Origin of the sequence: Longimicrobium sp., assembly GCF_036399255.1 — a bacterium.
GTDB lineage: Bacteria > Gemmatimonadota > Gemmatimonadetes > Longimicrobiales > Longimicrobiaceae > Longimicrobium.
The window spans coordinates 1-24,054 of record NZ_DASWNM010000149.1 but is presented as its reverse complement, the minus strand read 5'-3'; the positions used below and the strand labels follow the sequence as shown (position 1 = coordinate 24,054).

At 70.3% G+C, this 24,054-nt stretch carries 18 protein-coding genes and 1 pseudogene; 16 read left to right on the top strand and 3 right to left on the bottom strand.

All coding sequences use genetic code 11. The features are described 5' to 3' along the window. The first annotated feature begins 2 nt into the window (after positions 1–2). The 4 genes from glk to VGC13_RS28365 all read left to right on the top strand — a co-directional run bounded on the left by glk (position 3) and on the right by VGC13_RS28365 (position 7,188). Entirely contained in the window at positions 3–1,094 is a 1,092-nt protein-coding gene (gene glk, locus VGC13_RS28380) for a glucokinase (protein ID WP_331128703.1), read from the top strand. 691 nt (positions 1,095–1,785) lie between these two features. Next, positions 1,786–3,492, top strand: coding sequence for a sodium:solute symporter family protein (locus VGC13_RS28375; protein WP_349264261.1), 1,707 nt, complete (start codon positions 1,786–1,788; stop codon positions 3,490–3,492). 14 nt (positions 3,493–3,506) lie between these two features. Beyond that, positions 3,507–3,803, top strand: a complete 297-nt coding sequence (locus tag VGC13_RS28370; protein WP_331128701.1) for a hypothetical protein — start codon at positions 3,507–3,509, stop codon at positions 3,801–3,803. 685 nt (positions 3,804–4,488) lie between these two features. Then, positions 4,489–7,188 carry an MGH1-like glycoside hydrolase domain-containing protein gene (locus VGC13_RS28365; RefSeq protein ID WP_331128700.1) on the top strand — a complete coding sequence of 900 codons (2,700 nt, stop codon included), beginning with the start codon at positions 4,489–4,491 and terminating at the stop codon, positions 7,186–7,188. A gap of 2,193 nt (positions 7,189–9,381) precedes the next feature. On the opposite strand, the gene VGC13_RS28360 is transcribed toward VGC13_RS28365, so the two are convergent. Further along, positions 9,382–10,650 (bottom strand): hypothetical protein, encoded by a 1,269-nt coding sequence (locus tag VGC13_RS28360; RefSeq protein ID WP_331128699.1) that lies wholly within the window; start codon positions 10,648–10,650, stop codon positions 9,382–9,384. 493 nt (positions 10,651–11,143) lie between these two features. Between VGC13_RS28360 and VGC13_RS28355 the strand changes: the two genes are divergently transcribed. Continuing rightward, positions 11,144–12,244 carry an ATP-dependent 6-phosphofructokinase gene (locus VGC13_RS28355; RefSeq protein WP_331128698.1) on the top strand — a complete coding sequence of 367 codons (1,101 nt, stop codon included), beginning with the start codon at positions 11,144–11,146 and terminating at the stop codon, positions 12,242–12,244. Between the two features lie 174 nt (positions 12,245–12,418). Here VGC13_RS28355 and VGC13_RS28350 read toward each other — a convergent pair whose 3' ends face one another. Further along, on the bottom strand, positions 12,419–12,580 hold the full coding sequence (locus VGC13_RS28350; RefSeq protein ID WP_331128697.1) for a hypothetical protein: 162 nt from the start codon (positions 12,578–12,580) through the stop codon (positions 12,419–12,421). A 288-nt stretch (positions 12,581–12,868) separates the two neighbouring features. Here VGC13_RS28350 and VGC13_RS28345 point away from each other — a divergent pair, with 288 nt between their 5' ends. The 3 genes from VGC13_RS28345 to VGC13_RS28335 all read left to right on the top strand — a co-directional run bounded on the left by VGC13_RS28345 (position 12,869) and on the right by VGC13_RS28335 (position 17,339). Then, entirely contained in the window at positions 12,869–13,783 is a 915-nt protein-coding gene (locus tag VGC13_RS28345) for a DUF4082 domain-containing protein (protein ID WP_331128696.1), read from the top strand. Between the two features lie 458 nt (positions 13,784–14,241). Next, the gene (locus VGC13_RS28340) at positions 14,242–16,563 is read left to right on the top strand and encodes a histidine kinase (protein WP_331128695.1); all 2,322 of its coding nucleotides are present in this window, start codon (positions 14,242–14,244) and stop codon (positions 16,561–16,563) included. After that, a complete protein-coding gene (locus tag VGC13_RS28335) occupies positions 16,560–17,339 on the top strand; it encodes a LytTR family DNA-binding domain-containing protein (RefSeq protein WP_331128694.1) in 780 nt (259 codons plus the stop codon). Before VGC13_RS28340 ends, VGC13_RS28335 begins: the two co-directional genes overlap by 4 nt. Positions 17,340–17,460: 121 nt before the next feature. Here VGC13_RS28335 and VGC13_RS28330 read toward each other — a convergent pair whose 3' ends face one another. Then, a complete protein-coding gene (locus VGC13_RS28330) occupies positions 17,461–17,586 on the bottom strand; it encodes a hypothetical protein (RefSeq protein WP_331128693.1) in 126 nt (41 codons plus the stop codon). A 547-nt stretch (positions 17,587–18,133) separates the two neighbouring features. Between VGC13_RS28330 and VGC13_RS28325 the strand changes: the two genes are divergently transcribed. The 8 genes and pseudogenes from VGC13_RS28325 to VGC13_RS28290 all read left to right on the top strand — a co-directional run bounded on the left by VGC13_RS28325 (position 18,134) and on the right by VGC13_RS28290 (position 23,130). After that, on the top strand, positions 18,134–18,589 hold the full coding sequence (locus VGC13_RS28325; protein ID WP_331128692.1) for a hypothetical protein: 456 nt from the start codon (positions 18,134–18,136) through the stop codon (positions 18,587–18,589). Positions 18,590–18,622: 33 nt separating this feature from the next. Next, positions 18,623–19,054, top strand: coding sequence for a cbb3-type cytochrome c oxidase subunit I (locus VGC13_RS28320; protein WP_331128691.1), 432 nt, complete (start codon positions 18,623–18,625; stop codon positions 19,052–19,054). Positions 19,055–19,081: 27 nt separating this feature from the next. Beyond that, positions 19,082–19,294 carry a DUF542 domain-containing protein gene (locus tag VGC13_RS28315; protein WP_331128690.1) on the top strand — a complete coding sequence of 71 codons (213 nt, stop codon included), beginning with the start codon at positions 19,082–19,084 and terminating at the stop codon, positions 19,292–19,294. Beyond that, positions 19,291–19,602, top strand: coding sequence for an AraC family ligand binding domain-containing protein (locus tag VGC13_RS28310; RefSeq protein ID WP_331128689.1), 312 nt, complete (start codon positions 19,291–19,293; stop codon positions 19,600–19,602). The genes VGC13_RS28315 and VGC13_RS28310 overlap by 4 nt, the downstream gene beginning before the upstream one ends. A gap of 379 nt (positions 19,603–19,981) precedes the next feature. Next, positions 19,982–20,446: an Rrf2 family transcriptional regulator gene (locus VGC13_RS28305; RefSeq protein ID WP_331128688.1), complete on the top strand. Its 465-nt coding sequence runs from the start codon at positions 19,982–19,984 to the stop codon at positions 20,444–20,446. A 242-nt stretch (positions 20,447–20,688) separates the two neighbouring features. Further along, positions 20,689–21,651, top strand: a pseudogene (nirK, locus tag VGC13_RS28300) (copper-containing nitrite reductase); the annotation flags it as partial. Between the two features lie 85 nt (positions 21,652–21,736). Further along, the gene (locus tag VGC13_RS28295) at positions 21,737–22,510 is read left to right on the top strand and encodes a formylglycine-generating enzyme family protein (protein WP_331128686.1); all 774 of its coding nucleotides are present in this window, start codon (positions 21,737–21,739) and stop codon (positions 22,508–22,510) included. Between the two features lie 2 nt (positions 22,511–22,512). Further along, positions 22,513–23,130 (top strand): SCO family protein, encoded by a 618-nt coding sequence (locus VGC13_RS28290; protein WP_331128685.1) that lies wholly within the window; start codon positions 22,513–22,515, stop codon positions 23,128–23,130. The last annotated feature ends 924 nt before the right edge of the window (positions 23,131–24,054 follow it).

The window sequence follows — 24,054 nt, the reverse complement described above, 5'->3', positions numbered from 1 at the left end:
GCTTGTCCCCTCCCGGCCCGGCCCCCCTGTTCCATCCCGAGCCCGGCAGACGTGGAGGCTCCGCCCCTGCGTTCGACGCGTACGGGAGCGAGGAGCTGCTGCTGGCGGGCGACATCGGCGGCACCAAGACGGTGCTGGCGCTGGTGGCGGAGACCGGGGCCGGCGCGCGGGTGGTGGCCGAGGCCGTCTTTCCCAGCCGCGAGTACGCCACGCTGGAGACGGTGGTGGCCGCCTTTCGCGCCGCGCACCCCGCGCCCGTGCGCCGCGCGGCGTTCAGCGTGGCGGGGCCGGTGATCGGCGGGCACGCGCACATCACCAACCTCCCCTGGCGGCTGGACGAGGGGTGCCTGGCGAACGCCATCGGCGTGGAGCAGGTGCTGCTGGTGAACGACCTGCAGGCCACCGCGTACGCCATCCCCCACCTGGGCCCCGAGCAGGTGACGGAGCTGCTGCACGGCGAGGCGGATCCGGACGGCGTGCGCGCGGTCATCGCGGTCGGCACCGGGCTGGGCGAGGCGCTGCTGGTCCCCGACCCCGCCGGCTTCCTCGCCCTGCCCAGCGAAGGCGGGCACGCGGACTTCGCGCCCCGCAGCGCGCTGCAGCGGCGGCTGCTGGCCCGGCTGCAGCGCGAGCACGACCACGTGAGTTACGAGCGGGTGTGCTCGGGGATGGGGATCGCCACCCTCTACCGCTTTCTCGCCGAGCGCGCCACGGAGCCGCCGCCGCCCTGGCTGGCCGCGCGCCTGGCGGCCGGCGGCGACATCACGCCCGCCATCGTGGACGGGGGGACGAACCCCGACCGGGCTTGCCCGGTCTGCCGGCGGACGCTGCGGCTGCTGGCCTCCATCCTGGGCGCGGAGGCGGGGAACGCGGCGTTGCACAGCCTGGCCACCGGCGGCGTGTACCTGGGCGGCGGCATTCCCCCGCGCATCCTGTCCATCCTCCGCGGCCGTGCGTTCCGCGAAGGGTTCCTGCGGAAGGGGCCGATGTCGCGGCTGATGGCACGGATTCCCGTGTACGTGATTCTGGAGCCGCGGGCGGCGCTGCTGGGCGCGGCGCGGTACGGGGTGGCGATGGCAGGGAGTAGGGAATAGGGAATAGGGAACAGGGGACAGCGGGCGGAACTAAGCGCGACGACAGGGATCGCACTGGCGCCCGCCGGCGCCTCCTCTCCCGGCCTCTTCACCCTGAACTGCAGGGGAGAGGTGACGAGAGCCGAATCCTGCGGAGCGCAATCGAATTCTCCCCTCTCCGCGAGGAACGAGCGGGGAGGGCCGGGGGAGGGGCACCCCGGCGGACGCAGTTCGTCGCACGTCGAAGCACGTCACCTCTCCCCCGAAGTTGGGGGAGAGGCCGGGAGAGGGGGCGGCCCGCCGGCGCAGTTCGATGCCAGCGTCTCGCGCCGCGGGCCCTCTCCCCCGCCAGGCCTTTCGCTCGTTCCTCGCGACGGCTGGCGACCCCTCCCCCAAACCGCGGGGGAGGGGTGGCGGGGGGCACGCGACTCTCCGGAGCGCAATCGAATTCTCCCCTCTCCGCGAGGAACGAGCGGAGAGGGGCCCCCTGCGGACGCAGTTCGTCGCATGTCGAAGCGCGTCACCTCTCCCCCGCAGTTGGGGGAGAGGCCGGGAGAGGGGGCGGCCCGCCGGCGCAGACGGAGGCCTGTCGCCAAGCGTCGTTTCGTTGCCGTCCCTCTTTCACGGCGACGCATCTCCACACCTCCAAATCCACCCCCCGGCGCGGGCCGGGACGCCGATCCTCACAACCCACCCGGATCCCGTGACGCAGATCCAGCTGCAGACCATCGACTACGTCATCCTGGCCCTGTACTTCGTCTTCGTGCTGGGGATCGGGGTGGCGCTCCGGCGCCAGATGCGCTCGTCCACCGACTTCTTTCTCTCCGGCCGCTCCATCCCGGCGTGGGTGGCGGGGCTGGCGTTCCTGAGCGCCAACCTGGGCGCGCAGGAGGTGATCGGCATGGCGGCGTCGGGAGCCAAGTACGGCATCAGCACCAGCCACTTCTACTGGATCGGCGCCATCCCCGCGATGGTGTTCGTGGGCGTGTTCATGATGCCGTTCTACTACGGCTCGCGCGCCCGGTCCGTCCCCGAGTACCTCAAGCTGCGCTTCGACGAAAAGACGCGCGGCTTCAACGCCATCACCTTCGCGGCGATGACGGTGTTCTCGTCGGGGATCAGCATGTACGCCATGGGGCTGCTGCTGGGCGTGCTGCTGGGGTGGGACTTCAACTTCAGCGTGCTGGTGAGCGCCTTCATCGTGCTCGCCTACATCTTCCTGGGCGGCCTTACCTCGGCCATCTACAACGAGGTGCTGCAGTTCTTCCTCATCGTCGCCGGCTTCGTTCCCCTGGTGTACCTGGGGCTCAAGGACGTGGGCGGATGGGGTGGCCTCACGGAGCGCCTGGCGGTCACGGCGCAGAGCGCGGGCTTTGCGCCCGGCGCGTACACGCAGTCGTGGCAGCACATGGGCAGCCCGGCGGCCAACCCCATGGGCGTGGAGTGGTTCGGGCTGGCGATGGGGCTGGGCTTCGTGCTGAGCTTTGGATACTGGACGACGGACTTCCTGGTGGTGCAGCGGGCGATGGCGGCGGACAGCATGTCCGCCGCGCGGCGCACGCCGCTGATCGCCGCCTTTCCCAAGATGCTGTTCCCCTTCCTGGTGATCCTGCCGGGGATGATCGCCATCGCCCTGACCACGCAGGCGGGCGGCAGCGGGTTCGCGCTTCCCGCCAAGGCGGACGGGACGCTGAACTACGACCTGACCATCCCGCTGATGCTGGGCCACTACTTTCCGCCCGGCCTCCTCGGACTGGGGCTGACGGCGCTGATGGCGTCGTTCATGAGCGGGATGGCGGGCAACGTGACGGCGTTCAACACCGTGTGGACGTACGACATCTACCAGGCGTACATCAAGAAGGGCGCGAGCGACGGGCACTACCTGTGGATGGGGCGCATGGCCACCGTGGGCGGCATTGCCCTGTCGGTGCTGACGGCGTACGCCACCACGGCGTTCAACAACATCATGGACATGCTGCAGCTGGTGTTCGCCTTCGTGAACGCCCCGCTGTTCGCCACCTTCCTCCTCGGCATGTTCTGGCGGCGCACCACGGGGCACGGCGCCTTCAGCGGCCTGGTGGCGGGGACCAGCGCCGCGGCCATCCACCACGGGCTCACGCTGCCGGCCAACGCCGCCGGCGCGGGGATCAAGGGCGGCTGGCTGGGGCTGGTGAACACCTATCCCAGCGAGATGGCGCAGAACTTCTGGACCGCCATCTGGGCGTGGACGGTGTGCTTCGTGGTGACCATCGCCGTGAGCCTGGTGACCAAGCCGCGGCCGGACGAGGAACTGCGCGGGCTGGTGTACTCGCTGACGGAGCGGCCGCGGGACACGGGCGAGCCCTGGTACAAGCGCACCGGGCCGCTGGCCGTGGCGGTGCTGGGGATGACGCTGGTGCTGAACCTGATCTTCTTCTAAGGGGCTGACGAGCGATGAACCTCGACATCCGCCTGCCGATCGGCGGGCTGTTCACCCTGCTGGGGCTGCTGCTGGTGGGGTACGGGCTGATGAGCGACGCGTCCGTGTACCAGCGGTCGCTGGGCGAGAACGTGAACGTGGGATGGGGAGTGCCGGTGCTGGTGTTCGGCGTTCTGTTCCTGTGGCTGGGCCGTAAGGGCACCAGCGCCGCCCGCCCCGCCGAAGACGAGCCCGAAGGCCGCGCCACCGAGGCCCGCGAGCACGCGCTGGGGCTGGAGCACGAGGGCAGGACGCGTCCGCACGGGCACTGAGCGGAAGGATCCGGGGCGGTTCGAACGGGATCGAACTGCGCCGGAGAGGGCGCCCCCTCCGGGCTCGCATTACTCGCCCACCTCCCCCAAAACTGCTGGGGGAGGTTGGGGGAGCCGAGAGTTCACTGCTCGGCGAACAGGATCAGACTGCGTCCGACGGCGTCCCCCTCCCCCGCGCAGTTGCGGGGGAGGGGGACGCGCTCGACAAACCGTCCGGAGGCGCAATCGAATTCTCCCCTCTCCGTGAGGAACGAACGGGGAGGGGCCGGGGGAGGGGCACCCCGGCGGGCGCCAGTGCGAGTCCGTTCGCCGAGCCGCGGCCTTTCAGCCACTCAACCTCCCCCAGCAGTTTTGGGGGAGGTGGCGAGCCTAAGCGAGCCGGAGGGGGCGCCCGCCGGCGCAGTTCGATCCATGCCGAAGCGCGATCGAATTCTCCCCTCTCCGTGAGGAACGAACGGGGAGGGGCCGGGGGAGGGGCACCCCGGCGGACGCCAGCTCGACCCCGTTCGCCGAACCTCCGCCCCCTGCCCCACCCAACCTCCCCCAGCAGTTTTGGGGGAGGTGGGCGAGTAATGCGAGCCCGGAGGGGGCGCCCTCGCCGGAGCCCGTCGAAGAGCGAACTGCCCCACCCCGCCATCCATCGATCTCGATCCAGCACCAGCGCATGAATCTTTCTCTTCGCACGTTGGCTTCCGGAATCGTCGCGCTCACCGTGGGGGCGGGTGCCGTGGACACGCAGGCCCAGACGCCGCTGTACCAGTCCGACGCGTTCACCGTCACCGATACGTCGGTGCGGCAGGGACGGTTCGAGGCGGCGGCGGTGTCGCGCGACAGCATCGTCAGCACGTATCCGCGCTCCGGGCGCGAGATGCACTACCGCTTCAGCCTGAACGGCCACGACAATGAGTTCCCGTCCGGCACGGAGCACACGCTCTACATCCGGCCGGCGAACGGGCGCATCGAATCGCCCGTCTACGTGTTCGGGCAGGAGCAGCCGCCATTCATCCCCACGCCCGAAGCGTACGCCACCAGCGAAGAGGGCGTGGCGCAGGTGCACATTCGCCTGGACCTGCGCCACGTGCTGCGGGAGCTTCAGCAGCGCGGCTCGTACCGTCCGCCGTACGGGGAGCCGATCCGCCGCCTGGACGCCGTCTACGCCATCGGCGACGTGGAGCCGCTCAGCTGGGACGCGCGCGTGCTGCGCCCCGGATCGCCCGCGCAGCTCACCGACCCGGACGGAGACGGCATCTACACCCTCACGCTTCCCATCGAGGCCCAGTACACGCGCCCCCTGGCCGGCGCCGGGCGCGCGGTATGGGCGCGGCGGGCGGACGTCAGCGCGTTCCCCCAGCTGCGGTCGCCGGAGCGGCTGATCGACGCGCTGTACCAGATGTCGCTGGAAGAGCTGACGCAGCTGGTGCGCGAGGACGGCGCGCTCTCGGCGGGGGCCAAGTGGCCCGGCGTGTGGACGCGCGACGTGTCGTACGCCTCCGTGCTGGCGCTGTCCATCGTGGCGCCCGACGCGGTGCGAAAGAGCCTGATGGCCAAGGTGGACAGCGCCGGGCGCATCATCCAGGACACGGGGACGGGCGGATCGTGGCCCATCAGCACCGACCGGATGACGTGGGCGCTGGCGGCGTGGGAGCTGTACGCCGTCACCGGCGACCAGGCGTGGCTGCGGACGGCATTCGACGTCATCTCCCGCAGCGCCGGCGCCGACCTGCACGCCATCAGGGACCTGGAGACGGGGCTGGCGCTGGGGGAGACGTCGTTCATGGACTGGCGGGAGCAAAGCTATCCGCGCTGGATGGACCCCAGCGACATCGCCCGCTCCGCCGCGACCAGCACCAACGTGGTGCACTACGCCACCTACCGCATCCTGGCGGAGATGGCGATGGCGCTGGGCCACTCTCCGCAGGATTGGGAGGAGGCGGCCGAGGGGCTGCGGACGGCCATCAACACGCACCTGTGGCAGCCGGAGGTGGGGCGCTACGCCGTCTTCCGCTACGGGCGAATCTTTCCTTCCCTGGCGCCGCGCTCCGACGCGCTGGCCGAGGCGCTGGCCATCATCTATGGCGTGGCGGATGAGGCGAAGCAGGCACAGCTCGCCGCGCGCACGCCGGTGGTGGACTTCGGCGCGCCGACGTTCTGGCCCTACATCCCCAACATCCCGCACTACCACAACGGCGCGCTGTGGCCGTTCGTCAGCGCGTACTGGCTGTGGGCGTCGGCGGAGGCGGGGAACACGGCGGGGGTGGAGCACGGGCTGGCCTCCATCTACCGCCCGGCGGCGCTGTTCCTGACCAACAAGGAGAACATGGTGGCCAGCACCGGCCACTTCGACGGCACGGAGCTGAACAGCGACCGGCAGCTGTGGAGCGTGGCCGGCAACCTGGCCGCCAGCTACCGCGTGCTCTTCGGGATGCGCTTTCGGCCGGACCGCCTCGTCTTCACGCCGATGGTGCCGCCCGCGTACGCCGGCGAGCGCACGCTGAGCAACCTGCGCTACCGCGGCGCCACGCTGACGGTCACGGTGCGCGGCCACGGCGACGGCGTGGCGTCGGTGCGGCTCGATGGCCGTCCCGTGGAGCAGGCGGAGATTCCCGCGACGCTCACGGGCGCGCACACGATCGAGGTGGAGATGAACGGCCGCTGGCCCGCGGGGCGGATCAACGTGGTCGACAACCGCTTCGCGCCCGAGACGCCGGCGGTGACGCTGGACGGGGAGACGCTGCGGTGGGATGCGGTGCCGGGCGCGGTGCGCTACGCCGTCTACCGCAACGGCCAGCCGGCCTCCACCATGACGGAAACGCGCGTGTCGATCGCCGGCACGGAAGGGGTGGCGGAGTACCAGGTGCTGTCGGTGGATTCGACGGGCGTGGAGTCGTTCCTCAGCCAGCCGGTGCGCGTGGCGCCGGAGGACGCCGTGGTCATTGCGAAACCGCAGTTCGTGGAGCTGGAGCGTGAGCACGCGGGCTTTACGGGGGATGGATACGCCCGCCTGACGCGCGAATCCAACACGGTGGTCGAGTTCCCGGTGCGGATCACCTGCGGCGGCGTGTACCTGGTGGAGCCGCGCTACGCCAACGGCAGCGGGCCCATCAACACCGACGCCAGGGCCGCCATCCGCACGCTGTCGGTGGGCGGCGACGACATCGGCGTGCTGGTGATGCCGCAGCGGGGCACCGGCCGCTGGACGGACTGGGGATACGGAACGGGGCTGCGGCTGGAGCTGCCGGCCTCGGAGTACACGCTGCGGCTGGTGATGGACCGGCGGGACGAGAACATGGATGGCCGCGTGAACACCGCCCTGCTGGACCACCTGCGCCTGACGCGCCTTCCGGCGGCGGGAGATTCGCCCGTGGCGTGCCGGCAGGACTTCTAGACCGCGGCTGAACGGATTGGCCTCACACGGAGTCAACGGAGGAATCCGGAAGGAGCCGGGGACCCTTGTAAAACCTGGATGTTCCGGAAGAGCCAGCCGGATTCCACAGGCCAGATGCCCTACTTTGCCGCCGAACCCATCCCATAACCTATCCATTCGCCGACGAGGGGAACGCAGGCTTACCGCTGGCGGGCTAAAGGACAACAAACAGTTTAGGACGACAGCCCCAGCGGGCCCAACCTCGCCCGGCGGGGGGCTGTCACCACGCGTCCCAGCACGCCCCGCACCCTGGTGTTCGGGGCGGCTTTTGCGCACTCCAAAAACCGAAAGTTCCGCCGCAAAAATCGGAACGGCGGCTCGAAGGGACAAGCCCCCACTCACCCGGCGAAGCCGGTATGTACCGCGCGGGGCTTACCGCCGTATCGACACCTGCAATCCGACACCCCGAGGAAGTACCAGAGCCTGCACGGAAACACGTTCGTTCCGGCGCGCTACGGCTCGGTGGGCATCCCATGCCCCCAACGCCCAGACGCCCAGCGCAGCGTACGCCATCGCGTCAGCAACCGGCGTGGGCTCCGGCTCGCAGAACGGCTCGGCGAAGCCACAGCCGCCGCCGGAACCTCTGATCGAAAGCAGCGTCAGGACCAGCGTCGTACTGGTAATCAGCGCTCCACGGCCGGGCTCCCCGGCGTAGTAGTGACCGCCGCCGGGGAATACAATCCCAAGTACGGTCGCCACGCCAGGACTGCGGCCGGACGACGTCCTGTCCGCTGATTGTGCTTCGCTATGGGCGGGTGCGCTCATAGTCAGCAGCGCCACAGCGACGATCCACGATGTTCGCATGAAGGCCTCCGCGAAGAAACGGTTTGGCGAGCGGGACCAAGCAGTCCGGCCGCGAGCTTCAAGGTAGCCCGGTGCCTGCGGTTGTCCAACAGAATAATCGTTGCTGGCGCGGAGTTGTGACCGCCGCTGAGGTCCGTGCGCAGGCTCGGGAGTCTGAGAGGTTGAAGTTGATTCATCGCTCCGGATAGCCCCAGGAACACTGAGAAACCGCCCCCGCAAAAAATCGGGACGGCGGGCTCGGGGTTTGGGGCGTCCAGCCCCCGTGTGTGTACTGGACTGGCGTAGCTCCGCGGCTTTCGCCGGAAGCAGGGCCAAACGTCAGCTGGACGCCCCGATTTATCTCTGGCTCCCCAAGGTCACGAATGGTGGCGTGGTAGAACGTCGCGGCGTGCGTAGTGGACGGCGTGCCGCAGGGCCCGTGTCCTGAGCCCTCTGCGTCAGCGCGCGCCCGCACCGCTTCAAACGGATCGATCCCGAGCGCATCATGGGCGAACGCCACCCGATCCGCCGTCATCCGCTCCAACAGCAGGCGTCCGGCCCGATGCGGGCTCCGTGCTCATTGCGTTTATCCAGCCACCGCATGAGCAGTTCGTCATCCCCGAACTGCCGGCCTCATCGGCGCTGCTCATGTGGGTGCGTCTCGAGCGCGGTTGGATGCGATCCCATCAGTTCCCGCTCCCCAGCATGAACCCGCTGCACGTTCCGCCGCCGATCATGTAGCCCCCACCGCACGGCCGGCCACCGCGGGAGCCGGCCGCCGCGTCCCCGCTCGGCGCCCTATCAGCATCCTCCAGCGGCGGGCGTGCGGCCGACACCGGTTGTGCCCCCCGCCGGGCCGCGGGCGATTCTCCTTTTTTCTGGTGCTGTTGGTCTCGTCGCATGGGTTGCTCTGGCGTGGTGTCTGTCTGAGAGCACCTCCAATCAGGTGGGAGCTACGTTATGCCGCGCGCTCATAAGAGAACAAACCGTGAGCCGACGACGAGAGAGGGTAATTGCCCGGATTCGCACGGATGGCGGAATTACCCGTTCATTCTGGCGGGTGGAGTGTGGGTGTGATTATCGTTCGGTGCGCCCTCTTGGCGCTTTTGAACGGAGCAAGACAGGGGAAAATACGATGAGAAAGCGCTATGCCCTTCCCGCGTTTGTGATCCTCGCCACCAGCGGAGCAGCAGCATGCAGCAGCAGCAGCCCCACAGGATCGCAAGCACAGCCGGGGGGCCCATTCGCCGATGGTGGGGTTATGCATGGTTCAGGCAACGAAGCGGCGGCGGCGACTCAAACACAAACGGCCGCCGACTCATCAGGAGCGACGACCGCAGAACGGGGGGGAGTCATGTACGGCTCTGGCAACTAACGCGACCAGTCTTCGTGCGACCGACGGCGGGGTCGCCCCCTCTTGGTCGGTGCCCACTCTGTCAGACGGGTTACGAGCTGAGCCACGAGTTCGCTGACTTGAGGGTCGTCGCGCGCCGGCTCGGGCTCTACCGGAGAATGCACTTCGACCCTCGACAGGGTTTCACCGGCCAACTGCGCCGTTTCCAAATCGTGCTCAGCCAAAGCCAACTCCAGGGCGACGCGAGCATGCTCCGCTGCTGGCTGCCAATCCTGCATTGCGCGCTCCGCTTCCGCCAAGTGCCAAAGGGCAGCGGCCTCAAACGGCGTTGCAGCGAGTTCCACACTCAGCAGTCTGCGCCGCATTCTCAGGAACTTCCGTTCGTGACCTGCCGCCCCTAGCGCACGCACCAACATGCTGAGACCTAGAACGTTGTCGGGCGGCGAATGAACAATTCGTAGAAATCTTCGGAGTAGCTCGATCGCTTGTGTGTACCGTTGCCTGCAGATCAGGAGATAAGCTACGTCAGCCGCTAGAAAGGGTACCCGGGGGTGGTGCTTCGGATAGCTGCTCAAGGCCCTCCGTGCGTGTGCTTCGGCGACGGCGTAGTGGCCGCGCACGGTCATGAACTGAAAAAGGTCATGCTGTGCCTCAGCAGCAAGCCACTCGTAGCCGGTCCAGATCGCCTTCGTAGCGGCAGCGCTGAAGTGTTCACGAGCCCGAACATCTTTCTTGGTGAGCATGAAGAGAATGCCGAGACCTAGATGCCCGCGTATGTACTCTTCCCATCGGCCATGCTTTCTCGCGACTTCGATCGAGGTGTAAAACCATCGCTCCGCCCGCGCCATCTGGCCCGCGCTGCGGGCGAGCTTTCCGGCGAGGATCGCGCGTGTTGGATCCTGTGGAAGCAGTTGGGCGGCGGTTTCCGCAAACAGGGCCGCCGTTTCACCGTAGCCGCGCTCCTGGGCCCACTGCGCGATGTGCTGACAGGCTTCGGCAAGAGGAGCCCTCGGGCTTGTTTCGGGCGAGCGTACCCAGTCATCCAAGACAATCAAGGCCGGAGCAATGGTGGGGTCAGCCAGCCGGGCCTCAGCCCACTTATTGAGTACCCACGGGGCCACGGCCTCGTGGAAAAGACCCGTTTGTGCATCCGGTAACGCCGTGATCCAATCGCGGAGGTGACGCCATTTCTGCCAGAGCACCACTCCCGTCACGCTCGGCACCTCATCAAGTATGCTGGCCTCCCCGCTGCCTACCGCGTGACGCAACTCGCTCATGGCAGACATGGCTCAAGTGAACGCGGGCAATATTAAGCGACAGGATACGAGCGGGGAGTTGAGATCGCCAGCACAGAAGCCGACGAAGAAGCCGGGTAATTTCTCCCCGGTATCTGAAGCGTGACGTCACGCGCTAGGAGACGAATCAACGATGAGCACCGATCCCGTAGCGCGCGGCGGGCGAGGAGCGCGCGGAGGCAGAACGCTGGGCAGGGACGAAGTACGTACCCGTTAAGGGGCAGAAACGCGAGTGCAGTATACGTATGGTGCCAGCACCATCCCCCCCTCCGGCGTAGGTCTCCGCTTTACATGAATCTTCGCCCAAGACGTGACGGCCGGGGAAGCGGCACGAGAAAACTCCGTTGACTCCGTTGACTCCGTTGACTCCGTTGACTCCGTTGACTCCGTGTGAGGCCATCTTCTGGCCCTACCTTGAGCCCTTCCGTGGACCGCTGTATCTTCCCCCTATAGGAAGATTCCCTAACAAATGGGTTGCCTGCCGATGGAGTATTCGCCCAACATCCGCCGCATCGCCATCAACACGGGCGGCGGCGACGCGCCGGGGCTGAACGCCGTGCTGCGCGCCGCCACGCTGGCCGCGCTCACCAACGGCTGGGAGGTGTTCGGCATTCGCCGCGGCTACATGGGGCTGCTGAACGACGAGGTGGACGGCGAGCCGGGGATGCTGCGGCTGGGGGCCGAGCAGGTGCGCGGCATCACCCACCTGGGCGGCACCATCCTGGGCACCACCTCGCGCGGCAACCTGTTCGGGCTGGAGCCGCGCCAGCCGGACGGCACCTGGGGGCCCACCGACCCCTCCGAAGACATCATGGGGCGCTTTCGCGAGCTGGGGATCGACGCGCTGATCGCCATCGGCGGCGACGGCTCGCTGAAGATCGCCCACCGGCTGTTCTTGAAGGGGCTGCGCGTGGTGGGGGTGCCCAAGACCATCGACAACGACCTGGGCGCCACCGACATGACGTTCGGCTTCCAGACCGCGGTGGACGTCGCCACCGAGGCCATCGGCCGGCTGCACAGCACGGCCGAGGCGCACCAGCGGGTGATGGTGGCGCAGGTGATGGGGCGGCACACGGGGTGGATCGCGCTGGAAAGCGGGCTGGCGGGCGGCGCGGACGTCATCCTGATCCCCGAGATCCCGTACAGCCTGGACCGCATCGTGGCCAAGATCCAGGAGCGCGACGCCGCGCGGCGCCGCTTCAGCATCATCGTGGTGGCCGAGGGCGCCGTGCCGGCCGGCGGGTCGCCCAGCTACCTGGGCGAGACGGGGCGCTACGGCGGCATCGCCGAGCGGCTGGCGGACGAGATCGCGGCGGCCACGGGCAAGGAGACGCGCACGCTTACGCTGGGCCACATCCAGCGCGGCGGCAGCCCGGTGCCGTACGACCGCAACCTGGCGCTGCGCTTTGGCGCGGCGGCGGTGCACGCGGTGGAGCGCGGCAACTTTGGCAGCATGGTGGCGCTTCAGGGCAAGTCGGTGCGCAGCGTGCCCCTGGGCGACGCGGTCAACGACATCAAGCGCGTTCCCGTCGACGGCGAGGTCGTCCGCACGGCCCGCCGCCTGGGCGTCTCGTTAGGCGACTGACCTCCGCGGATTTCCGGAAACACCGGGGCGCGCCGAAAGCCGCCCCCGGAAAAGCGGTTAGGTACAGAGGAACAGAGAACAGCCAGAGGAGCAGAGGAGGATCGGTCGTCCTCTGTTCCTCTGGCTGTTCTCTGTCCCTCTGTACTTCCCCGGCGTTGTTTTCCGGAGCTGGAATTACGCGCAGCAGATGGTCGGCCTGCTGCAGTCGTCCGAGATCGGCTCCGTGTTCGTGCGGATGATGACGGACCCGGCGTACGCGGCAACGTCCGGCTCGAACACGACGTCCAGCGACTCCACGTTCAGATCGTCCAGGTTCAGCGACAGCTTGCGATGCATGGGATGCCTCCAGTGCAGGGATGGTGAGGGGACACACCGTGTCCTAAAAGGATGTTTACCCGACGTTCCGCCGTCAAGAGGGGATCGCGGTCGATCCGTACGCGGAGGGCCGCTCACCCGGGCCGGGGAGCCGTCCGCACGACCGCCCCGCCCGCTCGTCAATCTTTCGTTATCCCCCGCCCCGCGGCGCGCTACCCTTCTCCACGCAACCCGCCGCTCGCCTGACCACCATCCCGACGCTGCACACGGGCGAGCGCATCCGCATCACCCTCTGGAGAAGGATTCCGCATGAGACTCAGGTACCTTGCCGTCTGCGCCTCGCTGCTCGCGGCGGCCGCCTGCGGCGACGAGACGAAGAACCCGGCGCTCCCCGACGCCGAAGCCAGCCGGGTCACCGCCACCGCGAACCCGCGGTGGTCGCTGTACGACTCGCAGACGCCCACCGAAAACCTGGACGCCACGGGCGGCTGGGAGGTGGGCACCCGCTTCAGCAGCACCGCGCGGGGCCGCGTGGTGGGCTTTCGCTTCTACCGCGCCGCCGGCGAGACGGGCACCAACTACGGCCGGCTGTGGACGAACACGGGAACCAAGCTCAAGACCTCGAACCCGTTTCCGTCGGGCACGGGGTGGGTCACGGTGATGCTGGACAACCCGGTGGAGATCTCGGCCAACACCACGTACCGCGTGTCGGTGAACACCAACACCCGCCAGGCCAAGACGGGCGGCGGGTACGCGTTCAACGGGGCGCTGAGCAACGGGCCGCTGTACTCCGACGGCGGGTACTACGGGCAGCCGGCGGGCGCCTTTCCCACCTCGTCCAGCGCCAGCTACTTCTTCATCGACGTGATCTTCGAGGAGTACGTGGTCACGCCCAAGCCCGACCTGTACATCTACGACATCAACCCGTTCTCGGGGAGCAGCGTGGTCATCACCGTGTGCAACGCGGGCGACGCGCCGGCCCCCGCGTCGTACACGCGGTACTACCACTGGCAGGCGCCCCCCGTGGGCAACGGCCAGGTGGTGGCGCTCGTCGACCTGAGCACGCCGGCCATGAACGCCAGCGAGTGCAAGAACATCCCAGTGGCCGACCCGTCGCCGGCGGGCTACGCGCACGACTACCAGGCCACCGCCGACATCGGCGGCGTGGTGGCCGAATCCAACGAAAGCAACAACTGGGCAAAGCGGACCTGGCGCCGCTACTAGCACCCTGCCGAGCGTGAAAGGCGGCGGCGGACCAGGCGGTCCGCCGCCGCCTTCGTCTTTTCATCCACCGCGTCCCTCCCCCGCCACGGCCGCCGCACCGGCTTCCATCGGCCGCAGTCCCGATCCACCCCCTCCGGACGTTCTTTCCCTGATCCAGAGCACCACGCGGCGGACGCGCGCGCGAAGAAACCGCGCGGAGACGCCGTCCGTATCCAGCTTCTGCCCGCCGCGGCACGGCACCGCCGCACGCGGCCCGGGCGTGGAGGAGGAGCACCATGACCTGGGCCAGATCGGGCCGTTTCCTGCAGCCCATCCGCACGCGGCCCCACGGAGCGGGGTCCGGGCCGGGCGCATCCCCTCGTCCACCCCGCCCGCGGCTTCGTCCGCACGCCACACCCTTCATGCCCGCGCCCGATTCCATTTCGCCATCCAAAGAACAGGCTGGACGCCGCCAGGGCGTGGCCGGGCCGGCGGCGCTGGCCGCGTGGCTGGGGGTAAACCTGGGGCTGCTGGCGCCGGAGTTCCGGGGCGCGGTGCCGGCGGGCGGGCTCCCCGCGTCGCTCCCGCTCGCGGTGCTGCTGGCGCTTCCCTCGGCGCTGGTGCTCACGGCGGTGGGGTGGGCCGCGTTCCGCGTGACCCGGCGGCACACGCTCACGCGCAGGCAGCTGGCGCGCAGCCTGGCCGCGCACGGGGCGGCCGCGCTGGGGCTGGCGCTGCTGAACACGGCGGTGCGCAACGCCGAGCGGCGGGTGGTGGAGGGCGTGGGCCCCGCCTTTACCGCCGCGCGCGACGGCGACGAGTTCGCCGCCGTGCTGGTGCTGTACGCGGTGCTCGCCCTGGTGGCGCACGCGCTGGAGTACGCGCGCCGCCACCGCGAGCGGCAGCTGTCGGCGCTGCGGCTGGGGGCGGCGCTCGCCCGCGCGGAGCTGGACCGCGCCGAGGCGGAGCTGCGGGTGCTGAAGCTGCAGCTGAACCCCCACTTTCTGTTCAACTCGCTGCACGCGGTGTCGGCGCTGGTGCACCACGCGCCCGGCGCCGCGGAGCGCATGGTGCTGCGGCTGCGCGACCTGCTGCGCCACGCCGTGACCCGCGCGGCCACGCAGGAGGTGCCGCTGGACGAGGAGATCCGCACCCTGCAGCCGTTCCTGGAGGTGGAAGAGATCCGGCTGGGCGGGCGGCTGCGGGTGGAGTGGGACGTGGACCCCGCCGTGCGTGGCGCCTGGGTGCCCCACATGGTGCTGCAGCCGCTGGTGGAGAACGCCATCAAGCACGGCCTGGCCGGGCGCGAGGGAGGCGGATGCGTCGCGCTTTCCGCGCGGCGCGGCGGCCCCTGGCTGGAGCTGGCGGTGCGCGACGACGGCGTGGGAATGGACGAGGCCGCGCGGCGCTCCGCCCCGGGCGGGGGGATCGGGACGGCGAACACGCGCGCGCGGCTGGCCCACCTGTACGGCGAGGCGCACGCGCTCTCCATCGCCCCGGCCCGGGGCGGCGGCACGCGGGTCTCGCTGCGGCTGCCGTACCACGAGGCGCCCTGGCCCGTCCCCGCGCTGCACCCCCCGCCCGCCCCCGCGGGGACGGCGGGGCATGGATGGCGGGGACGCACGGCGGCGGCGATCGTCTTTCTCTTCCTGTGGCAGCGCGCGTTCGTGGCGGTCCACGGCGCGCGGGTGGCCTCCGGCCGCATCGTCGGCGCGGCGGAGGCGGCGGTGTGCGGCGCGGCGAACGCGGCGGCGCTGACGCTGCTGGTGTGCACGGCCTTCGTGCTGGCGCGGCGGGCGCCGGTGGCCCCGGGCGCGGGCGCGGCGGTGCGGCGGCACGCGCGCGCGGCGCTCGTGCTGGGCGCGGGGATGACGCTGGTGCGCAACGGGTGCGGGATCGCGTGGGGCACGCCCGCGTCGTCGCTGGCGGCCCCCGCGGCGCTGGGGCGGATGGCGGGGCAGGCGGTGCTGTGGATGGGGGTGTACGCGGCGGCGTCGCTGGCGGCGCACGCGGTGGAGTACGCGCGACGGGGGCGGTTGTCCGAGGCGGCGGCGCTGGCGCTGCAGGCGTCGCTGGCGCGCGCGGAGCTGGAGCATGCCTCGGCGGAGCTGCGGGGGCTGCGGATGCAGGTGAACCCCGGCTTTCTGTTCGCCGCGCTGGGCGCCGCGGCGTCGCGCGTGCACACCGCCCCGGCCAACGCGGAGCGGATGGTGGTGCGCCTGGCCGACCTGCTGCGCCAGGCCATGCGCGGCGGCGGCGAGCCCGAGGTGCCGCTGGAGGAGGAGGTGCGCGCGCTGCAGCCGTTCCTGGAGGTGGAGCGCCTTCGGCTGGACGGCCGGCTGCGGGTGGAGTGGGCCGTGGACGACGAAGCGCTGGACGGCTACGTGCCGCACATGGTGCTGCAGCCGCTGGTGATCGATGCGCTGGGCGGGACGGCGGACGCCGGCTACGTGGCGGTGGCGGCGCGGCGGCGGAATGGGTGGCTGGAGATGGAGGTGCGCGGCGGAGGATGCGGATCGTCCGCCGGGAACGCGGCGGCCGGGAACGGCGCCGCGGCCGCGGACGCGCCGGCCAGGAACGGCGCGGCGGCCGCAGACGCGTCCGCCGGGAACGCGCCGGCCGGAAACGGCGTGGCGGAGGAGGAGGGCGCGGCGGGGATGCGCGCGTGGCTGGCGCGGCTGTACGGCGGCGGCTGCGTGGTGCAGGTGGGGCGGATGGAGGGGGGCGGCACCCGCGCCGTGCTGCGCCTGCCCTGGCACGAAGAGCCGTGGCCGGCGACGGCCGCAGAGGAGACCCGATGACCGACGTGATCCGGACGCTGGTGGTGGACGACGACCCGCTCTCCCGCGCGCGCATCCGCGGCTTCCTGGAGCGGGAAGACGACGTGGAGGTGGTGGGCGAGTGCGCCGACGGGGCCGAGGCCATCCCCCGCATTCGCGCGGAGCGCCCGGACCTGGTGTTCCTGGACGTGCAGATGCCCGGGGTGGACGGGTTCGGGGTGGTGGAGGCCATCGGCGCCGAGCGCATGCCGGTGACGGTGTTCGCGTCGGCGTACGTGGAGTTCGCGCTGCGCGCCTTCGAGGCGTGCGCGCTGGACTACCTGCTCAAGCCGTTCGACGAGGAGCGCTTTGGCCGCACGCTGGGCCGGGCGCGGGCCGCCGCCCGGTCCCGGCAGCCCGCGGGCGATCCGCGGCTGGACGCGCTGGTGCAGCTTCTGCGGGCGCCGGCGCGGCCGGAGTATCCCCAGCTGCTGGCGGTGAAGTCGGGGGACCAGTACCGCTTCGTGGAGGTGGGCGACATCGACTGGATCGAGGCGGACGGCAACTACATCCGCCTGCACGTGGGCACCCAGGAGCGCCTGGTGCACAAGACGCTGCAGGAGATGGAGGAGCACCTGCTGGACCCGGCCAGGTTCGTGCGCATCCACCGCTCGACCATCGTCAACCTGTCGCGCATCGCCACGGTGGAGCCGCTGTTCCATCGCGAGCTGTCGGTGGCGCTCAAGGACGGCACGCGGCTGGTGTGCAGCCGGCGCTACCGCCCCCGCCTGCAGGAGCGCGTCTACTTCACGGGCTGACCCCGGCTTCCACGGAAAACGATCGGCCTCACGCAAAAGGCGCGGAGACGCGGAGAGAAAAGGACGCCTTGTTCTCTCCGCGCCTCCGCGTCTCTGCGTGAGGCTTGCCGTCGTCGGTGTTTCAGCCCGGGTTGGGGGTGGTGACCCAGGTCCACACGCCTTCGATCACCACCCACCAGCCGAGCGGATCGCCTTCTTCGTCGCCGGGCTGCGACGGGTCAAAGTTGGGTTGTGGATCGAACTGCATCAGTGCTTCTCCCTGCTGAGTGGATCAGAAAAGGCCTCGCTGCGCGGGCGATGGATAGATAGCCCGCGCCTGCCGCCCCCCGCCACGAACTCTGGACGAGCGGTCCCTCCACCCATGCGAGCGGCCCCGAATCCCGGCCAGGCGGCCCGGCAAACCACAAGATCCGACTTACGCGGAAAAACGCAGGGGAAGCGGAGTGGTTTCCTCCGCTTCCCCTGCATCCTCCGCGTGAGACAATTTTTTCCCGCGGCCCGTGCGAGTTCCCCACCTGCTGCGCAGCTCCTTGCGCACGGAACCCGGGCCAGCAGTAGCGGCATCCGGCCCGCCGTGCCGGCTGTCCCCTGTCCCCTGTCCCCTATTCCCCATTCCCTATTCCCTGTCCAGCGACCCGGTCGGCGGATTCCGTACGCGGTGTCCCGCCGCCGCCCCGCACGGACCGCGGGCAAAACCGGACAGGGCATCCCCGCCGCGAGGCTTATGCTTCACGCCGACCGTGGCGGTCCGGCTCCGATTCGCGGAGTCCGGTGCCGCGGCACCCCGAGGCGCGATGTACACCCTGGTCCGGCGGTTCATCAAGACCGGCATCCTGTTCCTGGCGGCGGGGCTCATCCTTGGCGCCTGCATGCTGGTGCGGCGCGAGTTCTACGGCGTGTGGCCGCACCCGTACCTGGTGTCGGCGCATGCGCACGCCATCCTGTCCGGCTTTGTGCTGTACCTGATCCTGGGCGTGGCGCTCTGGCTGTTTCCCCGCGCCGGGCGCGACGACACCCGCTACCGTCCGGTCCGCATCGAGGCGGCGTACTGGACCCTCACCGCCGCCACCGTGCTGCGCGTAACCGCCGAGGCGTCGCGGGCCTGGATGGACCCGCCGTGGCAGCCCTGGGCCATCGCGCTGGGTGGGCTGGGGCAGGCCGCGGGGATCGGGCTCTACTTCTGGACCATGTGGACGCGCATCCGGCCCGTGGGCAGCCACCTGCGCGAGGCGCGCGGGGAGCGGTTCTAGCCCCGCCTCCCTCCATCCGCACGAGGAGAACCGATGGACCCGTTCGTTCGCCGCTTCATCCGCGGCAGCCTGGTGTGGCTGGGCGTGGGCGTGCTGATCGGCGTGGCGATGGCCGTTCAGCCGGCCGCCGCCGCGTTCCGCACGGCGCACATGCACGCCAACCTGCTGGGCTTCGTCAGCATGATGATCTTTGGCGTGGCGTACCACGTCATCCCCCGCTTTACGGGGCGGCCGCTGCACAACCCCCGGCTGGCGGAGGTCCACCTGTGGGCGGCCAACCTGGGCCTCGCCGGGATGGTCTGCGGGTTCATCCTGCGCGTGGTTCGCTGGGAGCTGGGGATGGCGGTCCTGGCCGTGGGCGCGGTGCTGAGCGCGGCCGGGGCGTTTCTGTTCATCCACAACATCTGGCGAACGCTGGATGCACCCGCGCCACGCCCGGCCGCGCTGCCGACGCTGGTCCGCTGACCTCTCCAGACCACGAGGATCTTTTCGATGACGAACACCGACCTGATCGGCGCCGATCTCACCGTCAACGAGGCCATCCGGCGCTTTCCCGCCACCGTGGCGGTCTTCAACGACTTCGGCGTCGACGCGTGCTGCGGCGGCGCGGCCCCGCTGGCCAAGGCCGCGGTGCGCGACGGCGCGGACCCCGTGGCGCTGCTGGACGCGGTGCGCGCGGTGGCGCTGGCGGAGGCGGCGCGATGATCGTGCTGGACTCCGCCGCGCCGCCGCCGAAGCCCGAGCGGCCCGCCACGCGCGTGCTGCACGACGAGCCGAACCTGCGCGTGATCGCCTTTCACCTGCGTCCCGGGCAGGCCGTCCCGCCGCACCACAACGCCTCCACCGTGCTCGTGCAGGTGGTCGCCGGCAGCGGCCGCTTCAGCGGCGGGGACGGCGAAGCGACCCTGCGCGCGGGCGAATCCGCCGTCTACCGTCCCGGCGAGACGCACTCCATCACCGCGCTGGACGAGCCCCTCGTCTTTCACGCCGTCATCTCGCCCCGTCCGGGCTGAGCGCGCAACGCTGATCCCTGAAAGGATGGGCCTCGCACAGAGTCAGCAGAGTCAACAGAGGGCTTGAGCTCCGTTGACTCCGTGCGAGTTCCCCCGCCTGCTGCGCATACCTTACTTACGGAACTTGGGCCAGCAGTAGCGGCATCCGGCCCGCCGTTGCCCGCTATTCCCTATTCCCTATTCCCTATTCCCTATCAGGCGTTCTCTTTCTGTGTCCGCCCCCGAGACGCACCATCCCGCACCTCCCCACGACGCGCCGCTCCGGCGTAGGCAGATCCCCCGCACAGCCGGCGGCATTCCGCCCCGTCCACGATCCACAATCGGCCGACAGGCAAGGCCGCCGCCATTTCGCATATTCACATGTGAAAAGGAGCCGACGATGCTGAGCCAGACTTCCGAACACGCGATCCGGGCGATGCTGTACCTCGCCCGGCAGGCTCCCGGCGAAGCGGTGCCCGCCGACCGCATTGCGCGGGCGCTGGGCGCGCCGGGCAACTACCTGGGCAAGACGCTGCAGCTGCTGGCGCGGCGCGGGCTGCTGGCCAGCACGCGGGGCCCGGCCGGCGGCTTTCGCCTGCTGGAAGCGCCGGACCGGATCGCGCTGGCCGACGTGGTGGCCGCGGTGGACGACGCGCCCCGCCCGTCCGCCGTCTGCCTGCTGGGCAACCGGCCGTGCCGGGCCGCGTCGCCCTGCGCCGCGCACGCGCGGTGGAGCACGGTGCAGCACGACCTGTGGGCGCCGCTGCACCGCACCACCATCGCCGGCCTGCTGGAGCCGGCTTCCACGAAGTTCGACGGGGAGCCCGTCTCCGCCGTCAACCACCAGACCGCAGCCGCGGCCTGAGTTCGCTCGCAAAGGAGCACACCATGAGCACGCTACTGGAGCAGGAGCCCGCCACCACCGTCCACCGCCCGCGCCGCACCCCGCCGGCGCCGCCCGCGCCCCCGGCCGGCCGCGGAAACGCCTGGCCGTGGCCCACCTGGCTGGCGGTCGTCCTTTCGCTCGCGGCGCTCGTGGCGGCCGCGGCCGTCCTGCTGCGCCCCGCCTCCGCCGCCTTCCAGACCGCGCCCGCGTTCGGCGCCGCCATCCCCACGCGCGCCGCACCGGCCGTTCGCGGGGAGGAGCGGGCCCAGCTCACCGCGCCGCCCATGGTGCCGCAGCCCATCAGCCGCGACTACGCCACGAAGGTGATGGTGGACCTGGAGGTGGTGGAAAAGACCATGCGGATGGCGGACGGGGTGGACTACACCTTCTGGACCTTCGGCGGCACGGTGCCGGGCAGCTTCATCCGCGTGCGCGAGGGCGACCAGGTGGTGTTCAACCTGAAGAACCATCCCTCCAGCACGGTGCCGCACAACATCGACCTGCACGCCGTCACCGGCCCCGGCGGCGGCGCCGAGGCCACGCTGGCGCTGCCGGGGCACCAGACCGCGTTCACCTTTACCGCGCTGAACCCGGGGCTGTACGTCTACCACTGCGCCTTTGCCCCCGCGTCGCTGCACGTGGCCAACGGCATGTACGGGCTGATCCTGGTTGAGCCCAAGGAGGGGATGAAGCCGGTGGACCGCGAGTTCTACGTGATGCAGGGCGACTTCTACACGCGGGGCGCGCACGGCGAGCCCGGCCTGCAGCCCTTCGACATGCAGAAGGCCGTCGCCGAGCAGCCGGAGTACGTGGTGTTCAACGGCTCGGTGGGCGCGCTGACCGGCGACAACGCGCTCCGGGTGCGCACGGGCGAGACGGTGCGGCTGTTCGTGGGCAACGGCGGCCCCAACCTCACCTCCTCGTTCCACGTGATCGGCGAAGTGTTCGACAACGTGTACACCGAGGGCGGCACGCTGGCGCAGCACAACGTGCAGACCACCGGCATTCCCGCGGGCGGCAGCGCCATCGTGGAGTTCATGGCCGAGACGCCCGGCAAGCTGGTGCTGGTGGACCACGCCCTCTTCCGCGCCTTTCACAAGGGAACGGTGGGGCTGATGCAGGTGGAAGGCGAGCCGCGGGCCGGCGCCTTTGGCGGGCAGCTTTCCACCGGCCCCTACACCCCGGCTCCCGCCAGCCGGTAAGACGATGGAGGGCGGGCGCCGATTCCCGGTGCCCGCCCCGCCGTCTCTCTCAGATGATGGTGATCTGATGCGCGCCCTGACCTTCAGCCTGCTTCTCGCCCTCGCCACGGCGGCGCCCGCCGCGGCGGAGGCGCCGGTTCCGCCGGCGATGGCGCGCATTCCCGCCGGGCGCTACGTGCCCCTGTTCATCAACGGACGCCCGTCGGTTGCCGTCGAGGCGTTCGCGCTGGACCGCCGCCCCGTCACCCGCGCCGAGTACCTGGCGTTCGTGCGGGCCCACCCGCGGTGGCGGCGGGGGCGCGTGTCGGCCGCCTTCGCCGAGCGGAACTACCTGGCGTCGTGGGCCGCGCCGCTGGCGGTGGGGACGGCCACGGACGCGCGGCGCCCGGTGACGGAGGTGTCGTGGTTCGCCGCCCGCGCCTACTGCGCGGCGCGCGGAGCCCGGCTCCCCACCACGGACGAGTGGGAGTACGCCGCGCTGGCCAGCGAAACCTCGCGCAACGCCTCGCGCGACGCGGCCTTCATCACCCGGCTGCTGCAGCTGTACCACACGCCGCGCCCGGTTCCCCCCGTCGTGGGCTCGGGCTTTCGCAACGCCTACGGCGTACGCGACCTGCACGGCGTGGTGTGGGAGTGGGTGGAGGACTTCAACTCGCTGCTGGTGTCGGACGACTCGCGCGCCACGGGCGGCCGCGACCATCCGCTCTTCTGCGCGGCGGGCGTGGTGGGCGCCACCGATCCCGGAAACTACCCCGCGTTCCTGCGCTACGGCTTCCGGGCCGCGCTGCAGGGGCGCACCACCGTCGGAAGCCTGGGCTTTCGCTGCGCACAGGACCTGTGACCATGCGCACCCCGCTCCGGCCCCTGCTGGCCATCGTCCTCGTCGCGCTCGCCGCCTGCGGGCGCACCTCCGCCCCCATCGCGCCCCCGTCGGCCGACGCGCCGTCCGCCGCCGCGGACCTCTCCCCCGCCGACTTTTCCGTCTACGACCTGGAGGCGCGCTGGCGCGATCAGGAGGGACGGGACCGGGGACTCGCGTCGTTGCGGGGGAAAACGCAGGTGGTGGCGATGGTCTACACCACTTGCACCCACACCTGCCCCGCCATCGTGGCGGAGCTCAAGCGGCTGGAAGCGGCGCTCCCGGCGGGGGAACGGGCGAAGGTGGGATTCGTCCTGGTTTCGCTGGATCCCGCGCGCGACACGCCGGCGCAGCTGAAGGCGTTCGCCACCTCCATGCGGCTGGATCCCGCCGCGTGGACGCTGCTCACCGGCGGCGAGGACGCCGTGCGCGAGCTGGCCGCCGTGCTGGGCATCCGCTACCGCGCCGAGACGGACGCGCAGATCTCGCACTCCAACACCTACCTGGTGCTGGATACTGCCGGGCGGATGGTGCACCGGCAGGACGGCGTGGGCAGCGGCACCGGCCCCGCCCTGGCCCGCATCCGCGCCGCGGCGCGGTGAGCCGCGGCCGCGTTCGATCGAACCCCATCGGGCGCCGACGCCCTGAATCCGGAGTGTTCACGACGTTCCGTCACACGGGCCCCGCGGCCTCGGCCTCACCCGCCGCTGGTATGCGGCGTTTGACTTCCTGAGGGAGCGCTCACACCTCACTTCGCCACGTTGCAGCTGGCGCGCGACCGAAGGACCTCGTCTGCCTTCGCGCAGGCACACCCGAAGCGGCAGGCACCCAGCCGAAACCGATCTGTCGGCCCGAGGGCGAACGAGGTCCTTCGGTCGGCGCCAGAGGGTTGTGCATCGGAAAAGTCCGCGCGGCGCCTCCCTCAGGAAGTCACTGGGTTGCGCGCATAAACCCGCGGTGACTTCCTCAATCATCGGAGTTGTGCGCACAAGCTCGCGGTGACTCCCCTCAATCATTGGAGTTACGCGCACAGATCCGCAATGACTTCCTGAGGGAGCGCTCACGACCGATTCAGCCTTTACGCTGCAGCCGGCGCGCGACCGAAGGACCTCGCCTGCCTTCGCGCAGGCACACCCGAAGCGGCAGGCACCCAGCCGAAACCGATCTGTCGGCCCGAGGGCAAACGAGGTCCTTCGGTCGGCGCCAGAGGGTTGTGCATCGGAAAAGTCCGCGCGGCGCCTCCCTCAGGAAGTCACTGGGGTTGCGCACATGGACCCGTGGTGACTTCCTCAATCATCGGAGTTGTGCGCAGAAACCCGCGGTGACTTCCTCAATCCTCAAAGTTGTGCGCACAAGCTCGCGGTGACTCCCCTCAATCATTGGAGTTACGCGCACAGACCCGCAATGACTTCCTGAGGGAGCGCTCACGACCGATTCAGCCTTTACGCTGCAGCCGGCGCGCGACCGAAGGACCTCGCCTGCCTTCGCGCAGGCACACCCGAAGCGGCAGGCACCCAGCCGAAACC

Bases quoted from the DNA above. Each gene is read 5' to 3' on its own strand.
- VGC13_RS28370 (WP_331128701.1), top strand. From the start codon at position 3,507: ATGAACCTCGACATCCGCCTGCCGATCGGCGGGCTGTTCACCCTGCTG.
- VGC13_RS28360 (WP_331128699.1), bottom strand. From the start codon at position 10,650: ATGTCTGCCATGAGCGAGTTGCGTCACGCGGTAGGCAGCGGGGAGGCC.
- VGC13_RS28355 (WP_331128698.1), top strand. From the start codon at position 11,144: ATGGAGTATTCGCCCAACATCCGCCGCATCGCCATCAACACGGGCGGC.
- VGC13_RS28350 (WP_331128697.1), bottom strand. From the start codon at position 12,580: ATGCATCGCAAGCTGTCGCTGAACCTGGACGATCTGAACGTGGAGTCG.
- VGC13_RS28345 (WP_331128696.1), top strand. From the start codon at position 12,869: ATGAGACTCAGGTACCTTGCCGTCTGCGCCTCGCTGCTCGCGGCGGCC.
- VGC13_RS28335 (WP_331128694.1), top strand. From the start codon at position 16,560: ATGACCGACGTGATCCGGACGCTGGTGGTGGACGACGACCCGCTCTCC.
- VGC13_RS28330 (WP_331128693.1), bottom strand. From the start codon at position 17,586: ATGCAGTTCGATCCACAACCCAACTTTGACCCGTCGCAGCCCGGCGAC.
- VGC13_RS28325 (WP_331128692.1), top strand. From the start codon at position 18,134: ATGTACACCCTGGTCCGGCGGTTCATCAAGACCGGCATCCTGTTCCTG.
- VGC13_RS28320 (WP_331128691.1), top strand. From the start codon at position 18,623: ATGGACCCGTTCGTTCGCCGCTTCATCCGCGGCAGCCTGGTGTGGCTG.
- VGC13_RS28315 (WP_331128690.1), top strand. From the start codon at position 19,082: ATGACGAACACCGACCTGATCGGCGCCGATCTCACCGTCAACGAGGCC.
- VGC13_RS28310 (WP_331128689.1), top strand. From the start codon at position 19,291: ATGATCGTGCTGGACTCCGCCGCGCCGCCGCCGAAGCCCGAGCGGCCC.
- VGC13_RS28305 (WP_331128688.1), top strand. From the start codon at position 19,982: ATGCTGAGCCAGACTTCCGAACACGCGATCCGGGCGATGCTGTACCTC.
- VGC13_RS28295 (WP_331128686.1), top strand. From the start codon at position 21,737: ATGCGCGCCCTGACCTTCAGCCTGCTTCTCGCCCTCGCCACGGCGGCG.
- VGC13_RS28290 (WP_331128685.1), top strand. From the start codon at position 22,513: ATGCGCACCCCGCTCCGGCCCCTGCTGGCCATCGTCCTCGTCGCGCTC.